At 34.8% G+C, this 16,897-nt stretch carries 13 protein-coding genes; 10 read left to right on the top strand and 3 right to left on the bottom strand.

The genetic code is table 11. The features are described from left to right. Positions 1-42: 42 nt before the first annotated feature. From E4O07_RS01330 to E4O07_RS01320, 3 genes are all read right to left on the bottom strand, one after another. Positions 43-1,629, bottom strand: coding sequence for an ATP-binding cassette domain-containing protein (locus E4O07_RS01330; protein WP_253686869.1), 1,587 nt, complete (start codon positions 1,627-1,629; stop codon positions 43-45). Then, positions 1,613-3,226, bottom strand: a complete 1,614-nt coding sequence (locus tag E4O07_RS01325) for an ATP-binding cassette domain-containing protein (protein ID WP_253686868.1) — start codon at positions 3,224-3,226, stop codon at positions 1,613-1,615. Before E4O07_RS01325 ends, E4O07_RS01330 begins: the two co-directional genes overlap by 17 nt. A 106-nt stretch (positions 3,227-3,332) precedes the next feature. Further along, positions 3,333-4,298 (bottom strand): helix-turn-helix transcriptional regulator, encoded by a 966-nt coding sequence (locus tag E4O07_RS01320; RefSeq protein WP_253686867.1) that lies wholly within the window; start codon positions 4,296-4,298, stop codon positions 3,333-3,335. Between the two features lie 475 nt (positions 4,299-4,773). Between E4O07_RS01320 and E4O07_RS01315 the strand changes: the two genes are divergently transcribed. From E4O07_RS01315 to E4O07_RS01270, 10 genes are all read left to right on the top strand, one after another. Next, entirely contained in the window at positions 4,774-5,328 is a 555-nt protein-coding gene (locus tag E4O07_RS01315; RefSeq protein ID WP_253686866.1) for a hypothetical protein, read from the top strand. Between the two features lie 36 nt (positions 5,329-5,364). Next, complete coding sequence (locus tag E4O07_RS01310; RefSeq protein ID WP_253686865.1) at positions 5,365-6,753, top strand: MATE family efflux transporter; 1,389 nt, start codon at positions 5,365-5,367, stop codon at positions 6,751-6,753. Between the two features lie 136 nt (positions 6,754-6,889). Further along, positions 6,890-8,728 carry a methyl-accepting chemotaxis protein gene (locus E4O07_RS01305; protein ID WP_253686864.1) on the top strand — a complete coding sequence of 613 codons (1,839 nt, stop codon included), beginning with the start codon at positions 6,890-6,892 and terminating at the stop codon, positions 8,726-8,728. 117 nt (positions 8,729-8,845) lie between these two features. Next, on the top strand, positions 8,846-9,445 hold the full coding sequence (locus E4O07_RS01300; protein WP_253686863.1) for a DUF4194 domain-containing protein: 600 nt from the start codon (positions 8,846-8,848) through the stop codon (positions 9,443-9,445). Further along, positions 9,442-12,831 (top strand): ATP-binding protein, encoded by a 3,390-nt coding sequence (locus tag E4O07_RS01295; protein ID WP_253686862.1) that lies wholly within the window; start codon positions 9,442-9,444, stop codon positions 12,829-12,831. Before E4O07_RS01300 ends, E4O07_RS01295 begins: the two co-directional genes overlap by 4 nt. Positions 12,832-12,854: 23 nt before the next feature. Next, on the top strand, positions 12,855-14,066 hold the full coding sequence (locus E4O07_RS01290; RefSeq protein WP_253686861.1) for a Wadjet anti-phage system protein JetD domain-containing protein: 1,212 nt from the start codon (positions 12,855-12,857) through the stop codon (positions 14,064-14,066). Then, complete coding sequence (locus E4O07_RS01285; protein WP_253686860.1) at positions 14,063-15,577, top strand: DUF3375 family protein; 1,515 nt, start codon at positions 14,063-14,065, stop codon at positions 15,575-15,577. Before E4O07_RS01290 ends, E4O07_RS01285 begins: the two co-directional genes overlap by 4 nt. A 102-nt stretch (positions 15,578-15,679) precedes the next feature. Next, positions 15,680-15,955, top strand: coding sequence for an autorepressor SdpR family transcription factor (locus tag E4O07_RS01280; protein ID WP_253686859.1), 276 nt, complete (start codon positions 15,680-15,682; stop codon positions 15,953-15,955). Beyond that, positions 15,948-16,535, top strand: coding sequence for an SdpI family protein (locus E4O07_RS01275; protein WP_253686858.1), 588 nt, complete (start codon positions 15,948-15,950; stop codon positions 16,533-16,535). Before E4O07_RS01280 ends, E4O07_RS01275 begins: the two co-directional genes overlap by 8 nt. Next, on the top strand, positions 16,528-16,839 hold the full coding sequence (locus E4O07_RS01270) for a DUF1648 domain-containing protein (protein WP_253686857.1): 312 nt from the start codon (positions 16,528-16,530) through the stop codon (positions 16,837-16,839). Before E4O07_RS01275 ends, E4O07_RS01270 begins: the two co-directional genes overlap by 8 nt. The last annotated feature ends 58 nt before the right edge of the window (positions 16,840-16,897 follow it).

The following is a 16,897-nucleotide window of genomic DNA, read 5'->3' as shown; positions in this document are numbered from 1 at the left end:
CACCTTCTAAGAAGGTTATACCGTTTAGAAGGTGTCATACAATTATCTGCCTATCTTCCAAAGAGAGACGGCCCTTTCTTTGATCCTGTCATTAAGCTGATGAGTTACAATAAAAACTTTTTTATTCCTTAAGCCTAAAATAAGATCTTCTACCCTTCCTATGTTTTGAGCATCGATATTTGCAAAGGGCTCATCAAAAATTACTACAGGCGTATCGCGCAATAGGGTACGCACAAAACTTAGACGCTTTAATTCTCCGCCTGAAAATTTATTTTCGATGTGCGTAAAGTCCATGTTCAAAGATTCGGCATTTGCAAATTTTTCTAAACCTAATTTTTCCATTAAGGTAAAGATTTTTTCTTCTGCAATATCTTCACCTAAGGTTAAATTGTTTTTTAAACTATCGTCAAAGAAAACGGCTTCTTGAGCTAAAAACGAAATAAGAGTAGACCTATTCTTGATGGAATAAATATTTTTTTCATCGATTAAAACATTTCCGTTTTTGGGTTTTAAAAGACCTAAAAGAATTTTCATTGCAGTGGACTTTCCGCTTCCGCTTTCTCCGTATATGATATGTATTCCGTTGCCGGTAAATTTTTTATTTACATTTTGAAGAACGGGTAATTCGCTGTAAGCATAGCTTACATCATCAAAAGATATATTGCTTGACGAAACCTCGGCTTCAATCTTTTTTTCTTCCGATTCTTTAACCACCAAACTCTTATAACCGTCGAAGATAACCTTGCTCATAATAAAGTGATTAACATACATCGAAATATAATAAACTTGAGATTTCAGCTGTACAATCAAACCGTTAGCCATCATAAATTCGGCAATGCTTAATTCGTTTTTATAAATAAGATAAACACCGTAAAAAACAACGGTAATTATACTTAATTGAGAGGCAAGAGAAGAAAGATTTCGGGATAGGATACTTACGGCTGAAACGGAAAATTGTTTTTTTGCTAACCTTTCTACCGACTTATTTAAGAGATTTTGAAAACGTCCTTCACTGCCGTAATTTTTTATTACTTCAAAACCTTTTAACCAATCCGAAAATTCCCCCATGTGTCCGTTTAAAATACTTATGGACTCGGATTGTTTTTTATCCAAAATCTTTTTAAATAGTTGCGGAATAAGAGAGGTTATTAAAACAAAAAATAAACTTACAAGGGCTAATTTTAAATTAATATATAAAAGAAAGCCGGAAGCAAAAATAGTTTCCATAAGAATCTGACCCATTCCGTAGAAGGACTGATAATATAGTCCGTTGAGGGAAGGAAGCTGTTGTTGGTAGTATGAAAGTTTTTTTCCTTCATCAATATTATAAAATTCTTCGTACTCGGCTCTTACCCAAGAATGAAAAAGACCTTGCCTGAGAAACTTTAAGCGGCTTGTTTTAAATCTTCCGAAAAAATAAGAATAAAGACCGTGTCCTCCGGCTCTTACCAGTATTGCAGTAAAATATACGGAAATAAAAACAATAACTTTTTGAATATCCTTACTTACGGCGGCATCGGCTATCTTTCCGCCTAGCCATGAAAAAACCGTAACGGCTGCAGCCGAAAAGACTAAAAATAGAAGAGCAAAAAATATAAATAATTTTTCAAGATTAGACAGCTTCTTCATATAAGCTCCTTTCATTTGTATCGAATTTATAAATTCGATCAAACAGTTTTTTTGTTTCGGTATCCGCAATGTGCGAAATAATTATTACTGTAGAATCCTTTATAGAAAAAATTAAATTTTTTACCCGCTCAATATTTTCGTTATCGATATTTGCAAGAGGCTCATCGAATATCATAATCGGGCGTTTATGCAAAACGGCTCTTGCAATGCTTATACGCTTTTTTTCTCCGCCCGAAAAACCGTAGGTTTCACCTATGACGGTTTCTTTCAAATACTTATCTTCGGTGTACTTATTTAAACCTACGGAGTTAAGAACATCCTTAACTTTTTCTTCAGTTATTTCCTTATCCAAAAATAAATTATCCAAAAGATTCATTTTAAAGATATAAGCTTCTTGCTGCTGAATGGAAATAACATCGGAAATATTTTTTATTTTTTTGGGAGCGGTTCCGCCTATCGTAATTGAACCGGAATCGGGAACGTGTATTCCTAAAAGTAGACGCATTATAGTAGATTTTCCTGACCCCGATTCACCTAAAATCAATATTTTTTCGTTTTGTTTAAATGTAAAATCCGTATTGTTTAAAATCTTTTTTTCATTATACGAAAACGATAGTCCCTTAGCATCAACAGTAAAATCTTCTAATACTTCATCTTCCCCTATTTCAGTTTTAGCATCTATAAATTCAACCATTGCATCACGCACAGGACGGGAAGAAAAGAAAGTTTTTAATAAATTGGCAGTCCAATACATGGGTCTTGACATCATTGCAACCAATCCCATTATCGTATAAAGTTCTCCTATAGAAAAAACATCCTTGTAAACATAGTATGCACAATAAGCTGTCATAAGCAAATTAACTATAGCAGATACAAAAAAACTCAAAGCCGTTTCAAAGCAGCTCACCTTTACGGCATCCATTTGTTTTTTTCTTAAAAACTCGTTTACTTTATCATATCTGAAAATTATATACTGTTCGCAAGAAAAAACTTTTATAATATCAATTCCTTTTAACCATGTCCTTACAGCCGAAAAATGTTTTTCGACCGCTGCCATCCTTTCCTTTGAAACTTTGGCCAAAATATTTTTTAAAACCGTCGGAACCATAAGAGGAATCATTAATAAAACAACAGTAACAAAAGCAGTCTGTATATTTATTGTTAAAAGCGTTATTATAGTTACAGAAAAAATCAAAACATGATCGGTTAAAGCAGTCCATACATAAAAATACTCTCCGCTTACGGCATCTATCTTATCGGTATAATCTGCACTTATTTTTCCTTCAGGTATGTTGATATACTCTCCCATATTTTTTTTAAGAAGGGCATCAAAATAAGTTTTTCGTAAATCAGCCTCAGCAACAATTACAAGTTTTGATTTTACAAGATCATAAAAATAGGTAAACAAAGCTGCAAAAATCATTGCCCCTAATGACAATAGCATTAGGGTAGACATAGAGTAGGAAGTTTTTCCTAAGGCCGTATCAAGAATCCGGCCATTCCATATTTGAAGCTTCATTGTACATAACAAATTAACTCCGCCTAAGGCAAAAAAAAGCACAAAATATTTTTTTTGTTTGAATATAAACCGAAACAATTATTATCCTCCTTGTAATACAGAGCTAACATATAAGATTATAGTACTTTGAGTAATTACTGTCAAGAATGAATTAAGATATAGAACAAAATAAGATTAAATTATTTTATTTAAATAATTCTCTCCGCATCTTATGAGGTGTAAGACCGTAAACTTCCCGAAACACTTGTTGAAAATGCCCCTCTCCCTTATAGCCGGAAAGACGGGCGATATCTCCAATCAAAAGATTTTCATCCCGTAAAAGCTGCAAGGCTTTTTCCATTTTAAGTCTTTTTACATAAGAATACACCGTCATATTGTAACGCTCCTTAAAGCCCAACATCAGTTTTTGCTGATTTATACCGAAGCGTTTTGATAATTCTTTTATCGAAGGAGGCGAAAGCATTTCGGTTTCCAAAAGTTTACGAATCCCGTCTAAGGCTTTAATATCTGAATCGGAAAGATAAACGGCTGATTTTTTTTTATTCGCATAAACATAATCAAATAAAATTGAAAAGACTTCAAGACATTTTGCCCGAATAAACATGTTAAGAGCAAAACCTTCTAATCGGCAATCTTTTACCTGATTACAAATCTCGGTAATTTGAGGAACATAAAGCACTCCGGGGTTTAAAATCTTTGCGGAAGTTTCCCAAAAATCTTCAGGCAGCTTGCAGCCGATTTTATCTTCCATCTCATCAAAAAATAACTGCCTAAAAACAAAGCCGACATTTACCAAACGGACACCTGCACTAAAACGCTTAAAGCCCGAAAAATAAGCGTTATTCACAAAGGCATTAAGACCGTGTTCGCAGGGCAACAGTTCGGAGCTGTCTTTTTCATATATGTCCAGCTCACCTTCATAAAACTGACCGATAGAAACGGTTTTTTCGTTTACATTCTCTAATAAGGTTATGGATTCAAAAAATTCCAAATCTGCAATCGATACCAAGGCTCGATCAAAATCTCCTAAGATTGTAACCGCCCCCTTCCCCAACTTAGGCGGCACCTCATATCTTATAGTTCCCCTATCCTCCGCACGGGTAAAGCCTAACCTTTCCAAATCATTCCAATGTTCTTCCAAACTGCGCATATCTTTCCTCAAAGTAAAGGAAATCTCTAAAAATATCAATTTTTAGAGATTCACATTAAGTTTATTTGCGATGTTTTTAATAAGTCATTATTAGATAAAGACTTATTAAAAACTCGACGGGCATATCTAAAAAGCCGACAAGGTTTTTAGATATGCCCTAAAAACATTCCATTTACTATTATAAACATTCCAAAATAAAGAAAATTACATTGAAAAATTAAAAAATATTTTAAAAATCATTCTGATATCAATAAAAACTCTTGACAAAGACCGATAAATTCCGCATTATATGTTAAAGTAAGGAGATATGATAAACAGTTCAGCAGAAATTCTGCCTCGCTGTTTATCTGCCGAGTTTTGTACCCATTAGGTACAAAACATCGCATTATTATATGTGTGTGCTTTCCGGCACACACTTGAAAAAACTTTTTTTGCAAATTAATATTTGCTGCAAAAAGTTTTTATGGGAGTTACTATGAATAGTAAAATCAAAAGAAACCTTTTTATACTAATTTCAACGGCACATTTTCTGGGTATTTTTGTTCCTACCCTCGTCCTAAGTATTATTGGAGAAAATCTTTCTACCATTGTTATTGTTGACAGTGCAGTCGCCTTATCATGGATATTGTTTTTACCCTTATTTATCTGTAAAAAGAAAAAGATAGTGGTTTTGTTTTTGACGGCTGTATGCACAATTCCGATATTCCTTTATATAACGGAACAGTGTACAAGTCCCGGACAATGGTTTTTAAATATTGCGTTACCGCAATTCCTTTTATGTATAACAACAGCCGGAGTTATTATGTTCATTTGGGCAAGAATAAAGCTGAACACATGGTATGGCGTATCAGCTACTGTCCTTGTGCTTGGCGTTTGCAATTATATTGCTCACAACATATTACCTACAGCCGCACAAAGTTATGGTTTAGAACAAATGGACAATGTTATTTCATTTCTTATAATACTTTTAGCATTGCCTTTTTTATTAATAGGAGTTCTAAAACATAAACAAGAATTCCGAAAAATTTAAAATAATCATCATAAACTATTTAAGGATTTTTACATTATGGAAAACGAAAAGCAAAAAGAATTTATATTAAACGGAAACTTGTGGAAAGTTATCTTTGATCTTTCATGGCCTGCCGTTATTGCAATGATTTTATTGGGAGCAAACAATGTGCTGGACGGAATCTTTGTCGGGCACTTTGCCGAGGAAGGAGCTTTTGCAGGTATTTCGGTAGCCTTGCCCCCCGTTATAACAATAATAGGTTTAGGTATTCTCGTAGGTTCGGGGGCAGGAACTCTTTCAAGCATTGCAATCGGTGCCGAAGACAAAAAAGTACAAAAAAATATTCTCGGAAATGTCAATTTTTTGACACTTATAATAAGTGTAATCGTAATGAGCTTAGGCTTTATTTTTTCGGAACAAACTCTTTTTTTAATGGGAGGCAGGGGCAAGGCTCTAATACACGGAGGCGAATACTACCTCACCCTTTTATGGGGTACTCCGATTTGGATATATGCCATTGCTCTTAATAACCTTATCCGCTCCGAAGGGAAAATGAAAACGGCAGCGGCAATTATGGGAATAAGCCTTATTGTAAACGGATGCGCTAACTACATTCTTATGGTTATATTCAGCTTCGGAGTAAAAGGAGCAGCTATCGGAACAAATATAGGTATGGCAGTACAGGCCTGTATCGGCGCCTATTATTTTGCAAAAAAGAACACGGATTCTCCGGCTTATGTATTTACAATCAGAATGGACGGTGAAATTATATCTAAGATTATTTCGATGGGATTGGCAGGTTTTATAATGCAGTTTATGGGAACTATCCAAATGCTTTTGGTTTTAAATGTACTCAACCGGTACGGTTCGCAAGAAGACATTGCCTTTTACGGAATAGTTACACGTATTTTTTCCTTTGTACTACAGCCGATAGGAGGTTTCATGTTTGCCCTCAGTCCCATAATCGGAATAAACTTCGGAGCAGATAAGACGGAACGTCTTATTTCAGCCTTTAAGCGATTTGTATTTGCAGCCCTTGTTTTGATAGCTCCATTATGGATTTTAATGATTATCTTCCCGCAAACAGCAGTTTCTTTGATGATGAAAAATCCTCATCTAAGCATTCAAAATATTTCCTATTTTAGGATTTACATGGCACTCCTACCCATTATGCCCTTAGTCTTTTTTGCTCTAGCCTTTTTTCCTGCCGTCAACAAAGGAAAAATAAGCTCGATATTGGGAATTTTACAGCAAATCGTCTTTTACATACCGGTGATGTTGATTTTTCCTATCTTTATAGGCGTTGCAGGCGTATACTATGGTACATTTTTCATAGAAGTTTTAAGCGGCATACCTGTTTCCATCCTTCTTTTGCGCGAATTCAGATTATTAAGGACAGGCATTACTAAATGGCAAAAAAATGAAGAAATGCCTCTTGCCGAGTAACCTATTTACAGTAAATTTATTTATATCCTAAAACTTATTAGTTACTATAAGTGGTAATTGCTTAAAAAATGAAACTGTACCTTAAACCATCCTTACAGTACCAGTAAACGATGTAAAAGTATCGAAGGAGTATGCAATGAAAAAAACAAATATGGATATTTACAATCCGCCTAAAAAGATATTGATATTTGATTTATTAACTAACCTTGCGTGGATTTTATCCACTATTTTAACCAACCGTATTGTTGGCAGCTCAGGAAACATCATGAATATTCTGAGTACAAAAGCTTTTGCAGTTATCATGATAACTTCAACTTTTAATCCGATACTAAAATGGAAATTTATTATGCCCTCAATAGTAAATTGGAAAGAAAACCCCGTAAAAGCACAAAAAAGTATCTCCTTGTATGTAATGATTGCATTTATTATTCCATTGATGATTGCCCTCTTCGGTCCATTTTTTACTTCATTGGAGTCGGGCCTAATCACCGAAACAAGAACATTCATTTCGTACATGAGTATAACCATGGGAAATATGTTCTTGATGAGCACATTCTTCAGCAGTTTTATGGTAAGATCATTGGAAAGATGGGCAACTTTTTTGCCCTTAGAAGAAAAGCACTTGGATCTTTCTATGACGCGAAGAACAGCCATTGTAAGTATCCTAAGTATTCTCTCAATCGCTTTTTTTACGATAGCTCCGTTGGTTAGAACAAAAACAGACGATATTTATATGCAGCTTTTGACAAAGGTACTTCCGCTTTTTAGCTATGGAATTACTCTTTCAATAATAAATATAGTCCTTATAACTCAGTCTACCAAAAAGAAAATAGCAAGTCTTCAATCGGCAATCAATAATCTATCCTTAGGTAATTATAATCAAGAGTTCCTCACAGCCGATTCACGTGATGAAGCGGCTCTTTTGATAAAAGATTTTAACACTCTTTTAGCATTTAATAAAGAATTTTTTAATGATGTAAAAAATTCGGGAGAGACTTCTCACAACATAGCAAATAAACTATTATCAAATATGACTACAACCGGCAATGTTGTAGATCAAATAACCGGAAATATTGCTTCAATCAATAACAGCATCCAAAATCAATCATTGGGAGTTTTGCAAACTCAATCTACACTTGAACAAATAGCAAAAAATATTGAGTGCCTTGACCAAAATATTACAAATCAATCTTCAGCAGTAACAGAATCGGTTTCAGCAATAGAAGAAATGACGGCAAACATAAAATCCATTACATCGGTTTTAAAAAGTAATTTAGATTCTATGAAAGAATTAAATATTGCAGCCGAAAAGGGAAGAAGATCTATTTCCGAAACAAACGAATTTGTGAAGTCCTTGAGTGAAAAATCGGAGGGCCTTTTAGAAACGACCTCCGTTATCCAAAATATAGCAAGTCAAACGAACCTGTTGGCTATGAATGCCGCCATTGAAGCTGCCCATGCGGGAGAAGCAGGAAAAGGGTTTGCCGTCGTTGCAGATGAAATAAGAAAACTTGCCGAAGAGTCGGGCACTCAGGGCAAAGCCATAACTACCGTTTTAATGGAATTAAAAAATCAAATCGAAGAAGTAACCAAAGCCTCTTTAATGGGTGAAACACAGTTTACTGAAGTCATGCGTATCCTAAATCTTGTCAATAATAGAAACAGTGAAATAATGAATGCCATGAATGAACAAGATGTGGGCAGCACACAGATACTTCAAGCAATAAAAAACATTATGCAGATAACCTCTGAAGTCAAAAACGGTTCGGAAGAAATGCTTATAGGAAACACTGAAGCAGGAAAAGAAATGACAAGACTTGTAGATATTTCTAAGAGTATAAGCAATAATATGAACGAAATAAATCAAAAATCTGAGCTCATTGCAACTGAAATCGAGCGTGCTATGAACATGACCGAAGAAAACAAAGAAGCTGTTTCAAAAATATTTTCATATCTTGAAAAGCTGGCTTTATAAAACTTAAGTTAATTGCTGCCCAACAGCCTACTTAACTATCTCTTAAAAATCTTCTATAATATAAAGACTTTTTTTGGAAATTAATATTTCCTGCAGAAAGTTTTTATGGAGGTAGGAATGACGGCGGTTTGGGCGGCACCCTGTATAAAGCTTCTACAAGGCCCCTTGTATGAAAAAGAAGGAGACCCCGATTCTTGGAGACTCTTGATTCAATACCAAGGGGAAATTTCTTCTTTTTTCGATCAAATAGGAATAAGCGTTTTTATTGAACCTGCCGAAGGCTATGCCTTTTTAGAACAAAAAGAAGATGAAGAAGGAGAAACCGAATCGGTTAGGCTGATACGCCGCTATCCTCTTAGCTTTGAAATGTCCATCCTCTGCGTTTTATTGCGGGAAGCCCTAGAACAATTCGATATTTCTCAAAGCGATTCTTCTATTTTGGTTTTACCTGAAAGCGAAATCCGCAGTATGCTCTCGGTTTACTTTAAAGAAAAAACCGATCAAACAAAACTCTATAACGAACTTACCAAATATTTGAATCAGGCAGTAGACTTAGGCTTTTTAAAAGAACTGCATCAAGACCAAAACGGAAGAATCGGCGACGATTTAATCGATAGAAAATTTGAAGTACGCAGAATTCTTAGGGCAAAAATCACAACCGAATTCTTATCCGAATTTAAAAAGCGGCTTGAAAATTATAATAGGGAAGAAAAATGATGCAATTTGAATTGATGAGTGAAGAGAATAAAAACGGCTTTTATTTGGATTTTTTTCAAGTGTATAACTGGGGCATCTTCGATTCGAATATCTACACAATGCGATGCAGAAAAAAATCTTCCCTTCTTACAGGCTTAAACGGCTCAGGAAAAACAACCTTAGTCGATGCTTTTTTATCTCTCATTGTTCCGCCGCGGCGCAGGTTTTATAATCAATCTGCCGGAGCCGAAAGCAAAAAAGAAAGAGATGAGGCAAGCTACGTGCTCGGTACTTACGGAAGCAAGAGGGACGAGGAATTTATTTCAAGTACTGCAAAAAACTTGCGCTCAAAGGATAAGTGTTTTTCCATTCTTTTAGGCTGCTTTGTTCTGGGAGACGATCAGGGACCTGTAACCCTCATGCAGATGAGATTTTTTTCGCAAGCAGGAACCTTGCAAAGGGTATACTCCATAACAAGAAAAAGGCTTTCTATCGAAGATATTCAAAAAGAAACCGGAGACCTGACACCCTACGGCAAATGGAAAAAAATCATGGCAGAAAAATTCAATACCACTTTTTACGGAGATAATTTTTCTTCTTATTCCGAAGCTTTCTCGCAGCTTGCAGGCTTACGCTCCGACAGGGCTCTCTATCTTTTTTCGCAAACGGTCGGCTTAAAAGGAGTCGGTAACTTAAACGAGTTTATACGGACACACATGTTCGAGGGGCAAAATACCGAAACCAAATTTGAGGAGATGGTAAACCACTATGAAGAGCTTTCACAAATCTATAACGAGATTGAAAAAGCACAAGAACAGATACGGCTTTTAAAAGAAGTTTTGGAAGCAGGCAAAACCTTTGAACTTTGCGAAAAGAAGGATTTGGAATTAAAAGAAATTAAAAACAACTTACAACTTTGGTACTTAAAAACGGCTCTCACCTTAATCGAAAAAAGAACAATAGATTTTAATCAAGAAAAGTTAATAATCGAAAATAAAACTTCTTTAATAGAAGAAGAAATAAAAAAGCTGGATTTTGATCTCGACTCGGTAAAATCCGCAATTCAACAAAATGCCGCTTCGATACGCCTTGCTGCAGTAGAACATAAAATAGATATTAACGAAAGGGAATTAAAACTACGCCGAGACAATGTACGCGGCTATGAGCGTTGTGCCGAAGTTCTTTCTTTGGAAACTCCCCAAACGGAAAAAAAGTTTAATGAAAACTTAAAGCTTTTACCGGAACTAAAAAAAGAACTTACAAAAAAAGAAACAAACCTTTTTGACCTGATTCTCGAAGCCGGTACCTTAAACACGGAAAGGAATAATGAAGTTGCAGAGCTTAAATCGGAGCTTGAATCTTTGAGTAAGCGCAATACAAATATTCCCTCCCAAAATATCAGGATAAGGGATGAAATTTCCGCGGGAATTAATTGTTCTCCAAAAGAGCTTACCTTTGCAGGCGAGCTTTTGCAAGTACTCAAAACCGAATCCCGTTGGGAGGCGGCAATAGAAAAACTTCTCCATCACTTTGCCCTCTGTCTTTTGGTTCCTGAAAATCTTTATGCAAAGGTCAATTCCTATGCGGCAAAAAATAATTTGAAGGGAAGGCTTGTTTATTTTAAGACGGATAAAAGACCCCAACTTAAAAATTTTACGTCTGAGAGCAATTCCCTTATTTCTAAACTTGAGATTAACAAAAAGCATGAACTTGCAGATTGGATTGAAAGCTATATCGGAGATAATTTTGATTATATCTGCACTGACAATATGGAAGAGTTTAACCATGCAGCAAAGGCAATAACTTCAAGCGGTTTAATTAAGGCAAAGATAAGGCATGAAAAAGACGACAGGCCTCAGCGTTCCGGAACTCAATCCTTTGTCTTAGGCTGGGACAATATCCAAAAACGAAGAGAGCTTTCTTTTAGGCTGGATAAACTTAAAAACGAAATAGAAAAAAATAGTCAAAACTTAAACAAATATAAAAGCAAACAAGACGAAACAAAGAGTAAGCTCATCATCTTGGAAAATTTAACTAAGCTTACAGACTGGGATGCAATCGATGTTCAAAAATATGCTGAGGCACTTGATAAAAATCTTGAAGAAAAAGCTAAGCTCTTAAAAGGAGATAAGGAACTCAACCGGCTTGAAGAAAGACTTAGAATTTTAAAAGATGACAAGCAGTCAAGAGAGGAGGAAAGATCCAAACTCACCAATGAAATGGGAAGACTTGAGCAGCAGCTCGCCGATATAAACTTAAAACAAGCAAGGATGCAGGTTCAATTTAACGAAAACTATTCCGATAAAAACGATGAGGAAACCGAAAGCCTGATTTTAAGTTTTGAAAAACATTTTAAGATAGACAGGGGCTTTGAAAACTTAGAGCTTCTTGATAGTGCAAAAGAAACATTTACAGCCAAACTCGAAAAGGATGCAGAAAAATCGGAGCAAAGTTTAAAAAATACGGAAAGAAAACTGCGCGAAAAGATGTCGGCCCTTACAAATGCCAAGGATGAAATAAAAATAAAGTTTCCTTCATGGAGTGCGGATGTAAGAGATTTGCAGGCTGAATCCGCAGCCCTGCCCGACTTTAAGGCCTTTTATGAAAGGTTAAACCATGACGATTTACCAGCCTGCTTAAAAAAATTCAAACGAAAATTTAACGATAGCGTAAAACAAGATATTACAGACTTTAAAGCACGTTTAGACGGAGGAACACAACAAATTATTGAAGGTATCGGAGAACTTAACAAAAGTTTAAAGATAATCCCTTACAGTAAAAATCCTCCGACCTATATAAAACTTGAACACCGTTTTACAAATGATATTCAAATAAAAGAATTTCAAGGTATCTTACTGGCCGCCATACCCGACTCAGCCTCCGTATTTAATAAAGAAGCTGATTCCGAATTCGAGAATTTTAAAAAAATAAAAATATTGATTTCATATTTAAAAGAGAACGATCAAAGGCGGAAAAAAGTTCTTGATGTCCGCCAATGGTTTATATTTGCGGCAATAGAATATTACCAAAACGATAATACTCAAAAACAATACTATGAAGATTCCGCAAGTTTATCGGGAGGCGAAAAATCCAAACTCACCTATACGATTTTGGCTTCGGCCATAGCCTTTCAATTCGGAATAACAAGCGGTTCACCTCGTTCCCTCCGTTTGGTAATTATAGATGAGGTATTCAGCAAGGTCGATATTGATAATTCCTGTTATGCAATGGAACTTTTTAAGCAGATCGGTTTACAGATGATTTTGGTAACACCTATGGATAAGATAAACATTGTCGAAGATTATATCTCTTCAATGCACATCACCGAAAAGAAAAACGACAATACTTCCCGTCTGCTTGAAATAACAATCGAAAGGTACAAGCAAGAAAAGAGAGATTTAAGTTAAGACAGTTACTTTAAGGGAATAAGATGATAAGTATTGATGAAATAAAGAAAAAAGCCGAAAATAAATTTTTACCGTTTTTACACTCGATTATAGATGAAAAAAATTTCTTTCCTCTCCTCATTCCGTCTGCAAAGGGTTCCGTAAAAGATGCCTTCGATGAAAGAAAACTTGAAGCGGAAAAGCTTTACAAGGACTCAAAGAACGCTAAGGGAATAGGCTATACCGTAGAAACAAAAACCCTTAAAACTCATAAACAAGGAATGCAGACAATAATAGAAAAAATATATTTTGAAACTGAAATCGATTTTATAAGTTTTATAGGAAAAGAAAAAGAAACTGAAAATTTTAAAAAGCATCTTTCCATTGTTAAAAAACAATTTTCAAATTTAAATGCCGAGGATATTCAAAACGATTGGCTAAATAAACATCTGCGTAATCTTATTACCGAGGTTGAAGCCGATTATTGGCAAAACATTTTTCGTTGTGCAATCTGGTTTTTAAATAATCCTAATTGTAATTTGTATCTAAGAGAAATTCCCCTATCGGTACACACAAAATTTATAGAACAAAACACTTCATTGATTTTTTCGGTTTATACAGTCCTAAATAAAAATAAGGATAAGATAAACTCAAATGCAGATATATATAAAAGGTGGAGAATTCGCACACCCGAACCCTTCATAAGATTCCGCTGCCTCGATAAAGACATAAATTTAAAAATTCTAAACGAAGAAATTGCAAGCTATGAAGCTCAAATTCCTTTAGGTGCCTTTGCAAAAATAAATTTTAATTCCGTAGAATATATTTTTATTGTTGAAAATTTAATGGTCTATCTTACACTTCCGCCTTTTAGCAAAGCTCTTTGCATTTTCGGTTCAGGTTTCGCTGCCGTAAACTTAAAAGAAAACAAAGCATTAAACGAAAAAAAATTATACTATTTCGGAGATATGGATGAACACGGCTTTGAAATACTTTCAAATGTACGCGGCATTTTTCCAAATGTAAAATCATTTTGCATGGATAAAAAAACTTATGAAACTTTTTCGATCTTTGCAGTAAGGGGAGAAAATTCTCACTCAAAAATTGAAGACCTTAATCTTAATGAAGAAGAATTAATACTTTTTAAGTTTTTGCGAGAAAGAACCGGAAGGCTTGAACAAGAAAAAATATCTCATGCCTTTATCAAAAGCCGTATGGAAGAAATATTTAACAATATAAATGAGGAGGAAAAATGAAAAGTTCGGACAGTGCTTATATATCGGCCATGCTTTCAGAAGATTCGGGCATAAGACTTTTAAGAACAAAAAATGCAGCTCTTACTATTTCCTTCTTATATAAGATTTTTAGAGAAAAGCATATTCAAACAATTTCAGCCGACCGCTTTGAAACCCTGCTCGCAGATTTTTTGAGGGATCAAGAATTCTCAAATACTCATTATGATTTTGATTCGGAAGAACCCGATAACGGAGAATTTCGGCTTGCAATGCAAACCATCGAAAGCCGCTCTCATTTTTTAGCCAATAAATGGTGCTCCGAAAAAATAGGATTTATCAGAAAATATTATAACGAAAATCAAGAATTGATTATAGAATTAAGTGCAGGAGTAGAGCGTCTTTTTACATGGCTTGACAATATGGATTCAAGAACTTTTATCGGAACGGAATCCCGCTTTAAAGACATCCTATATAAATTGCGTGAGCTTTCTGAAAACACAACCCATGACCCGGCCTCTCAAATTGCCGACTTGGAAAAAAAGAAAAAAGAATTACAAGACCGCATAAACCGAATTAAAAAAACCGGTAAGGCCGAAATATACACGCCTGTTCAAATGGTTGAACGCCTCCATGAAATTTCAAGAGCGTCAAGAGAACTTTTATCGGACTTCCGCCAAGTCGAAGAAAACTTTAAATCAATTCTTTCGGATGTTTACAAAAAACAATCTGTAAGTGAAACAAAGGGAGCTGTTCTCGGCTATGCCTTAGATGCATATTTGGAAATGAAAGAAACACCTCAGGGACAAAGCTTTGATTCTTTTTGGGACTTCCTCGCAGCCGATGCAGGTAAAAATGAAATCAACAGCTTGACAGAAAACATAATCGAACAGGTGAGAAATCAAGGCATAGAATGGGAAGACGGTTTTCTTTTTCACTTAAAGCAATATCTTCACGAAGCAGGCGGAAAAATAATAGATACAAACCGCTCCCTTACGCACCGGTTAAATCGGGTTCTTCTTTCTCAAGGAAGACAAGAACACAAACTTCTCACAGAATTAATATCCTTTATAAAGACAAGAGCCTTTGAATTGGCCGGCAGCGATTTTGAATTACGGGAACCTCTTTCGATTGAGACAAGACCCTTTTTATATTTTCCTCAGGCACGCACTTTAAAATTTCCCGAACAAGAGCAAAGTTTTGAACCTATCACAAGTTTTACCGAACAAGAATCGGCAGAGCTTTTGAGGCAAAGCGGAATATTCAATCAGTTTTATGTTGATGAAAATCTTCTTAAAAAAAATATCTTAAACTACCGCAACGAATTTTTACACGGAAGACCTCAATTTTCTCTTGCAGAGCTGACCGAAAAGTTTCCCATTCAAAAAGGCTTATCCGAAGTTGCCGCCTACTTTGCCCTCGCCCCCAAACTCAAACCGGAAGCGCTTATATTGGAAAACACATCCGAACAAATATCCTACACCTTTAACGATAAGACGGTTTTGCTAACCCTGCCTAAGATTGTGTTTGGGTAAAAACTATTTTGAAAAAAATCAAAATAGCTATTGACTTTTCATCCTGCACATATTATAATCTATTTAGATAAAAATCGAAATAGATTGAGAGGTATAACAAGGATGAGTTTTGAAAGTACATTCAAAGCATTGGCAGACCCTGTAAGAAGAGACATTTTGATTTCTTTAAAAGAAAAATCGCTTACGGCAGGTGAAATTGCCGATAAATATGAATTATCAAATTCCACCATCTCATATCATCTATCCTTGTTAAAAAAAGCCGATTTAATAAGTGAAAGAAAATATAAAAATTTTATTTACTACGACATCAATATATCGATTTTTGAAGAAGCAATTATGTGGCTGTCACAGTTTAAAGGAGATAAGAAAAATGACTAAAAGAATAGTATACATGATTATTATATTACTCAGTTTTTCTCCAAGTATTTATTATATAATAAATATTGGAAATGAAAATATAAAAAATTATGATTTATATATACTGCCTATATTAATAATTATTTTCAGCATTGTAATGGAAATTGCAGTAAATACATTATCGAATAATAATAAACTGCCTAAAAAACTATATATTCCAATTGTTTTAAGCACTCCTCTATTATTTGCAATCGCTCAAAGCAGCAAATATATATTTAAAGATTCAATCAGTTCCGGCATTGAAAAATATATTCATATCTTAGCCTCAATGATTATCATAATAATCGGAAACTATTTGCCTAAAACAAAACCAAGCAGATTTGTCGGTTTAAAATTTTTTTGGTTATTGGATAAACCCGTGTTATGGTATAAAACTCATCGCCTTGCCGGATTTTTATGGATAATCACAGGAATTCTTTTGTTGAGTTTTGGAGTATCTGCAAGATGGGAATATCTAATAATTTACTTTTCCCTATTGTATGTTATTCCATTAATATATTCACTATTACTTTTAAACAAAGAAAGGAGATTGTATGAGTAATTTATCCGACAAAAAGCATTTGATTATCGGAAGCTTATTATGTTTAGCTACAACGGTTATTTTTATAGCCTTTGGAAGCAAACTCCCGGAGACGGTTCCCGTACACTGGGATTCAGCAGGAAATGTAAACGGCACCATCGAAAAGGTATATCTGACATTCGGAGCACCGTTTGCATATCTTCTTATCAATCTTATCGGGTTTATAAAATTTCAAAATCAAAAGGGAAATATATGGAAGTACTATATCATACCGGTATCTGCTATTATAATCAGCTTCCTAGTTATTTTCTTGGCAATTTTATAATTAAATTAAACACACTACAACCTCAGTTTAGAGAACTTACTGAGGTTGTAAAAAGAAT

Source organism: Treponema sp. OMZ 798, from assembly GCF_024181385.1.
Classification (GTDB): Bacteria; Spirochaetota; Spirochaetia; order Treponematales; family Treponemataceae; genus Treponema_B.
This window is presented reverse-complemented; position numbering and strand designations above follow the sequence as displayed.

Bases quoted from the DNA above. Each gene is read 5' to 3' on its own strand.
- E4O07_RS01330 (WP_253686869.1), bottom strand. From the start codon at position 1,629: ATGAAGAAGCTGTCTAATCTTGAAAAATTATTTATATTTTTTGCTCTT.
- E4O07_RS01320 (WP_253686867.1), bottom strand. From the start codon at position 4,298: ATGCGCAGTTTGGAAGAACATTGGAATGATTTGGAAAGGTTAGGCTTT.
- E4O07_RS01315 (WP_253686866.1), top strand. From the start codon at position 4,774: ATGAATAGTAAAATCAAAAGAAACCTTTTTATACTAATTTCAACGGCA.
- E4O07_RS01310 (WP_253686865.1), top strand. From the start codon at position 5,365: ATGGAAAACGAAAAGCAAAAAGAATTTATATTAAACGGAAACTTGTGG.
- E4O07_RS01305 (WP_253686864.1), top strand. From the start codon at position 6,890: ATGAAAAAAACAAATATGGATATTTACAATCCGCCTAAAAAGATATTG.
- E4O07_RS01300 (WP_253686863.1), top strand. From the start codon at position 8,846: ATGACGGCGGTTTGGGCGGCACCCTGTATAAAGCTTCTACAAGGCCCC.
- E4O07_RS01295 (WP_253686862.1), top strand. From the start codon at position 9,442: ATGATGCAATTTGAATTGATGAGTGAAGAGAATAAAAACGGCTTTTAT.
- E4O07_RS01290 (WP_253686861.1), top strand. From the start codon at position 12,855: ATGATAAGTATTGATGAAATAAAGAAAAAAGCCGAAAATAAATTTTTA.
- E4O07_RS01285 (WP_253686860.1), top strand. From the start codon at position 14,063: ATGAAAAGTTCGGACAGTGCTTATATATCGGCCATGCTTTCAGAAGAT.
- E4O07_RS01280 (WP_253686859.1), top strand. From the start codon at position 15,680: ATGAGTTTTGAAAGTACATTCAAAGCATTGGCAGACCCTGTAAGAAGA.
- E4O07_RS01275 (WP_253686858.1), top strand. From the start codon at position 15,948: ATGACTAAAAGAATAGTATACATGATTATTATATTACTCAGTTTTTCT.
- E4O07_RS01270 (WP_253686857.1), top strand. From the start codon at position 16,528: ATGAGTAATTTATCCGACAAAAAGCATTTGATTATCGGAAGCTTATTA.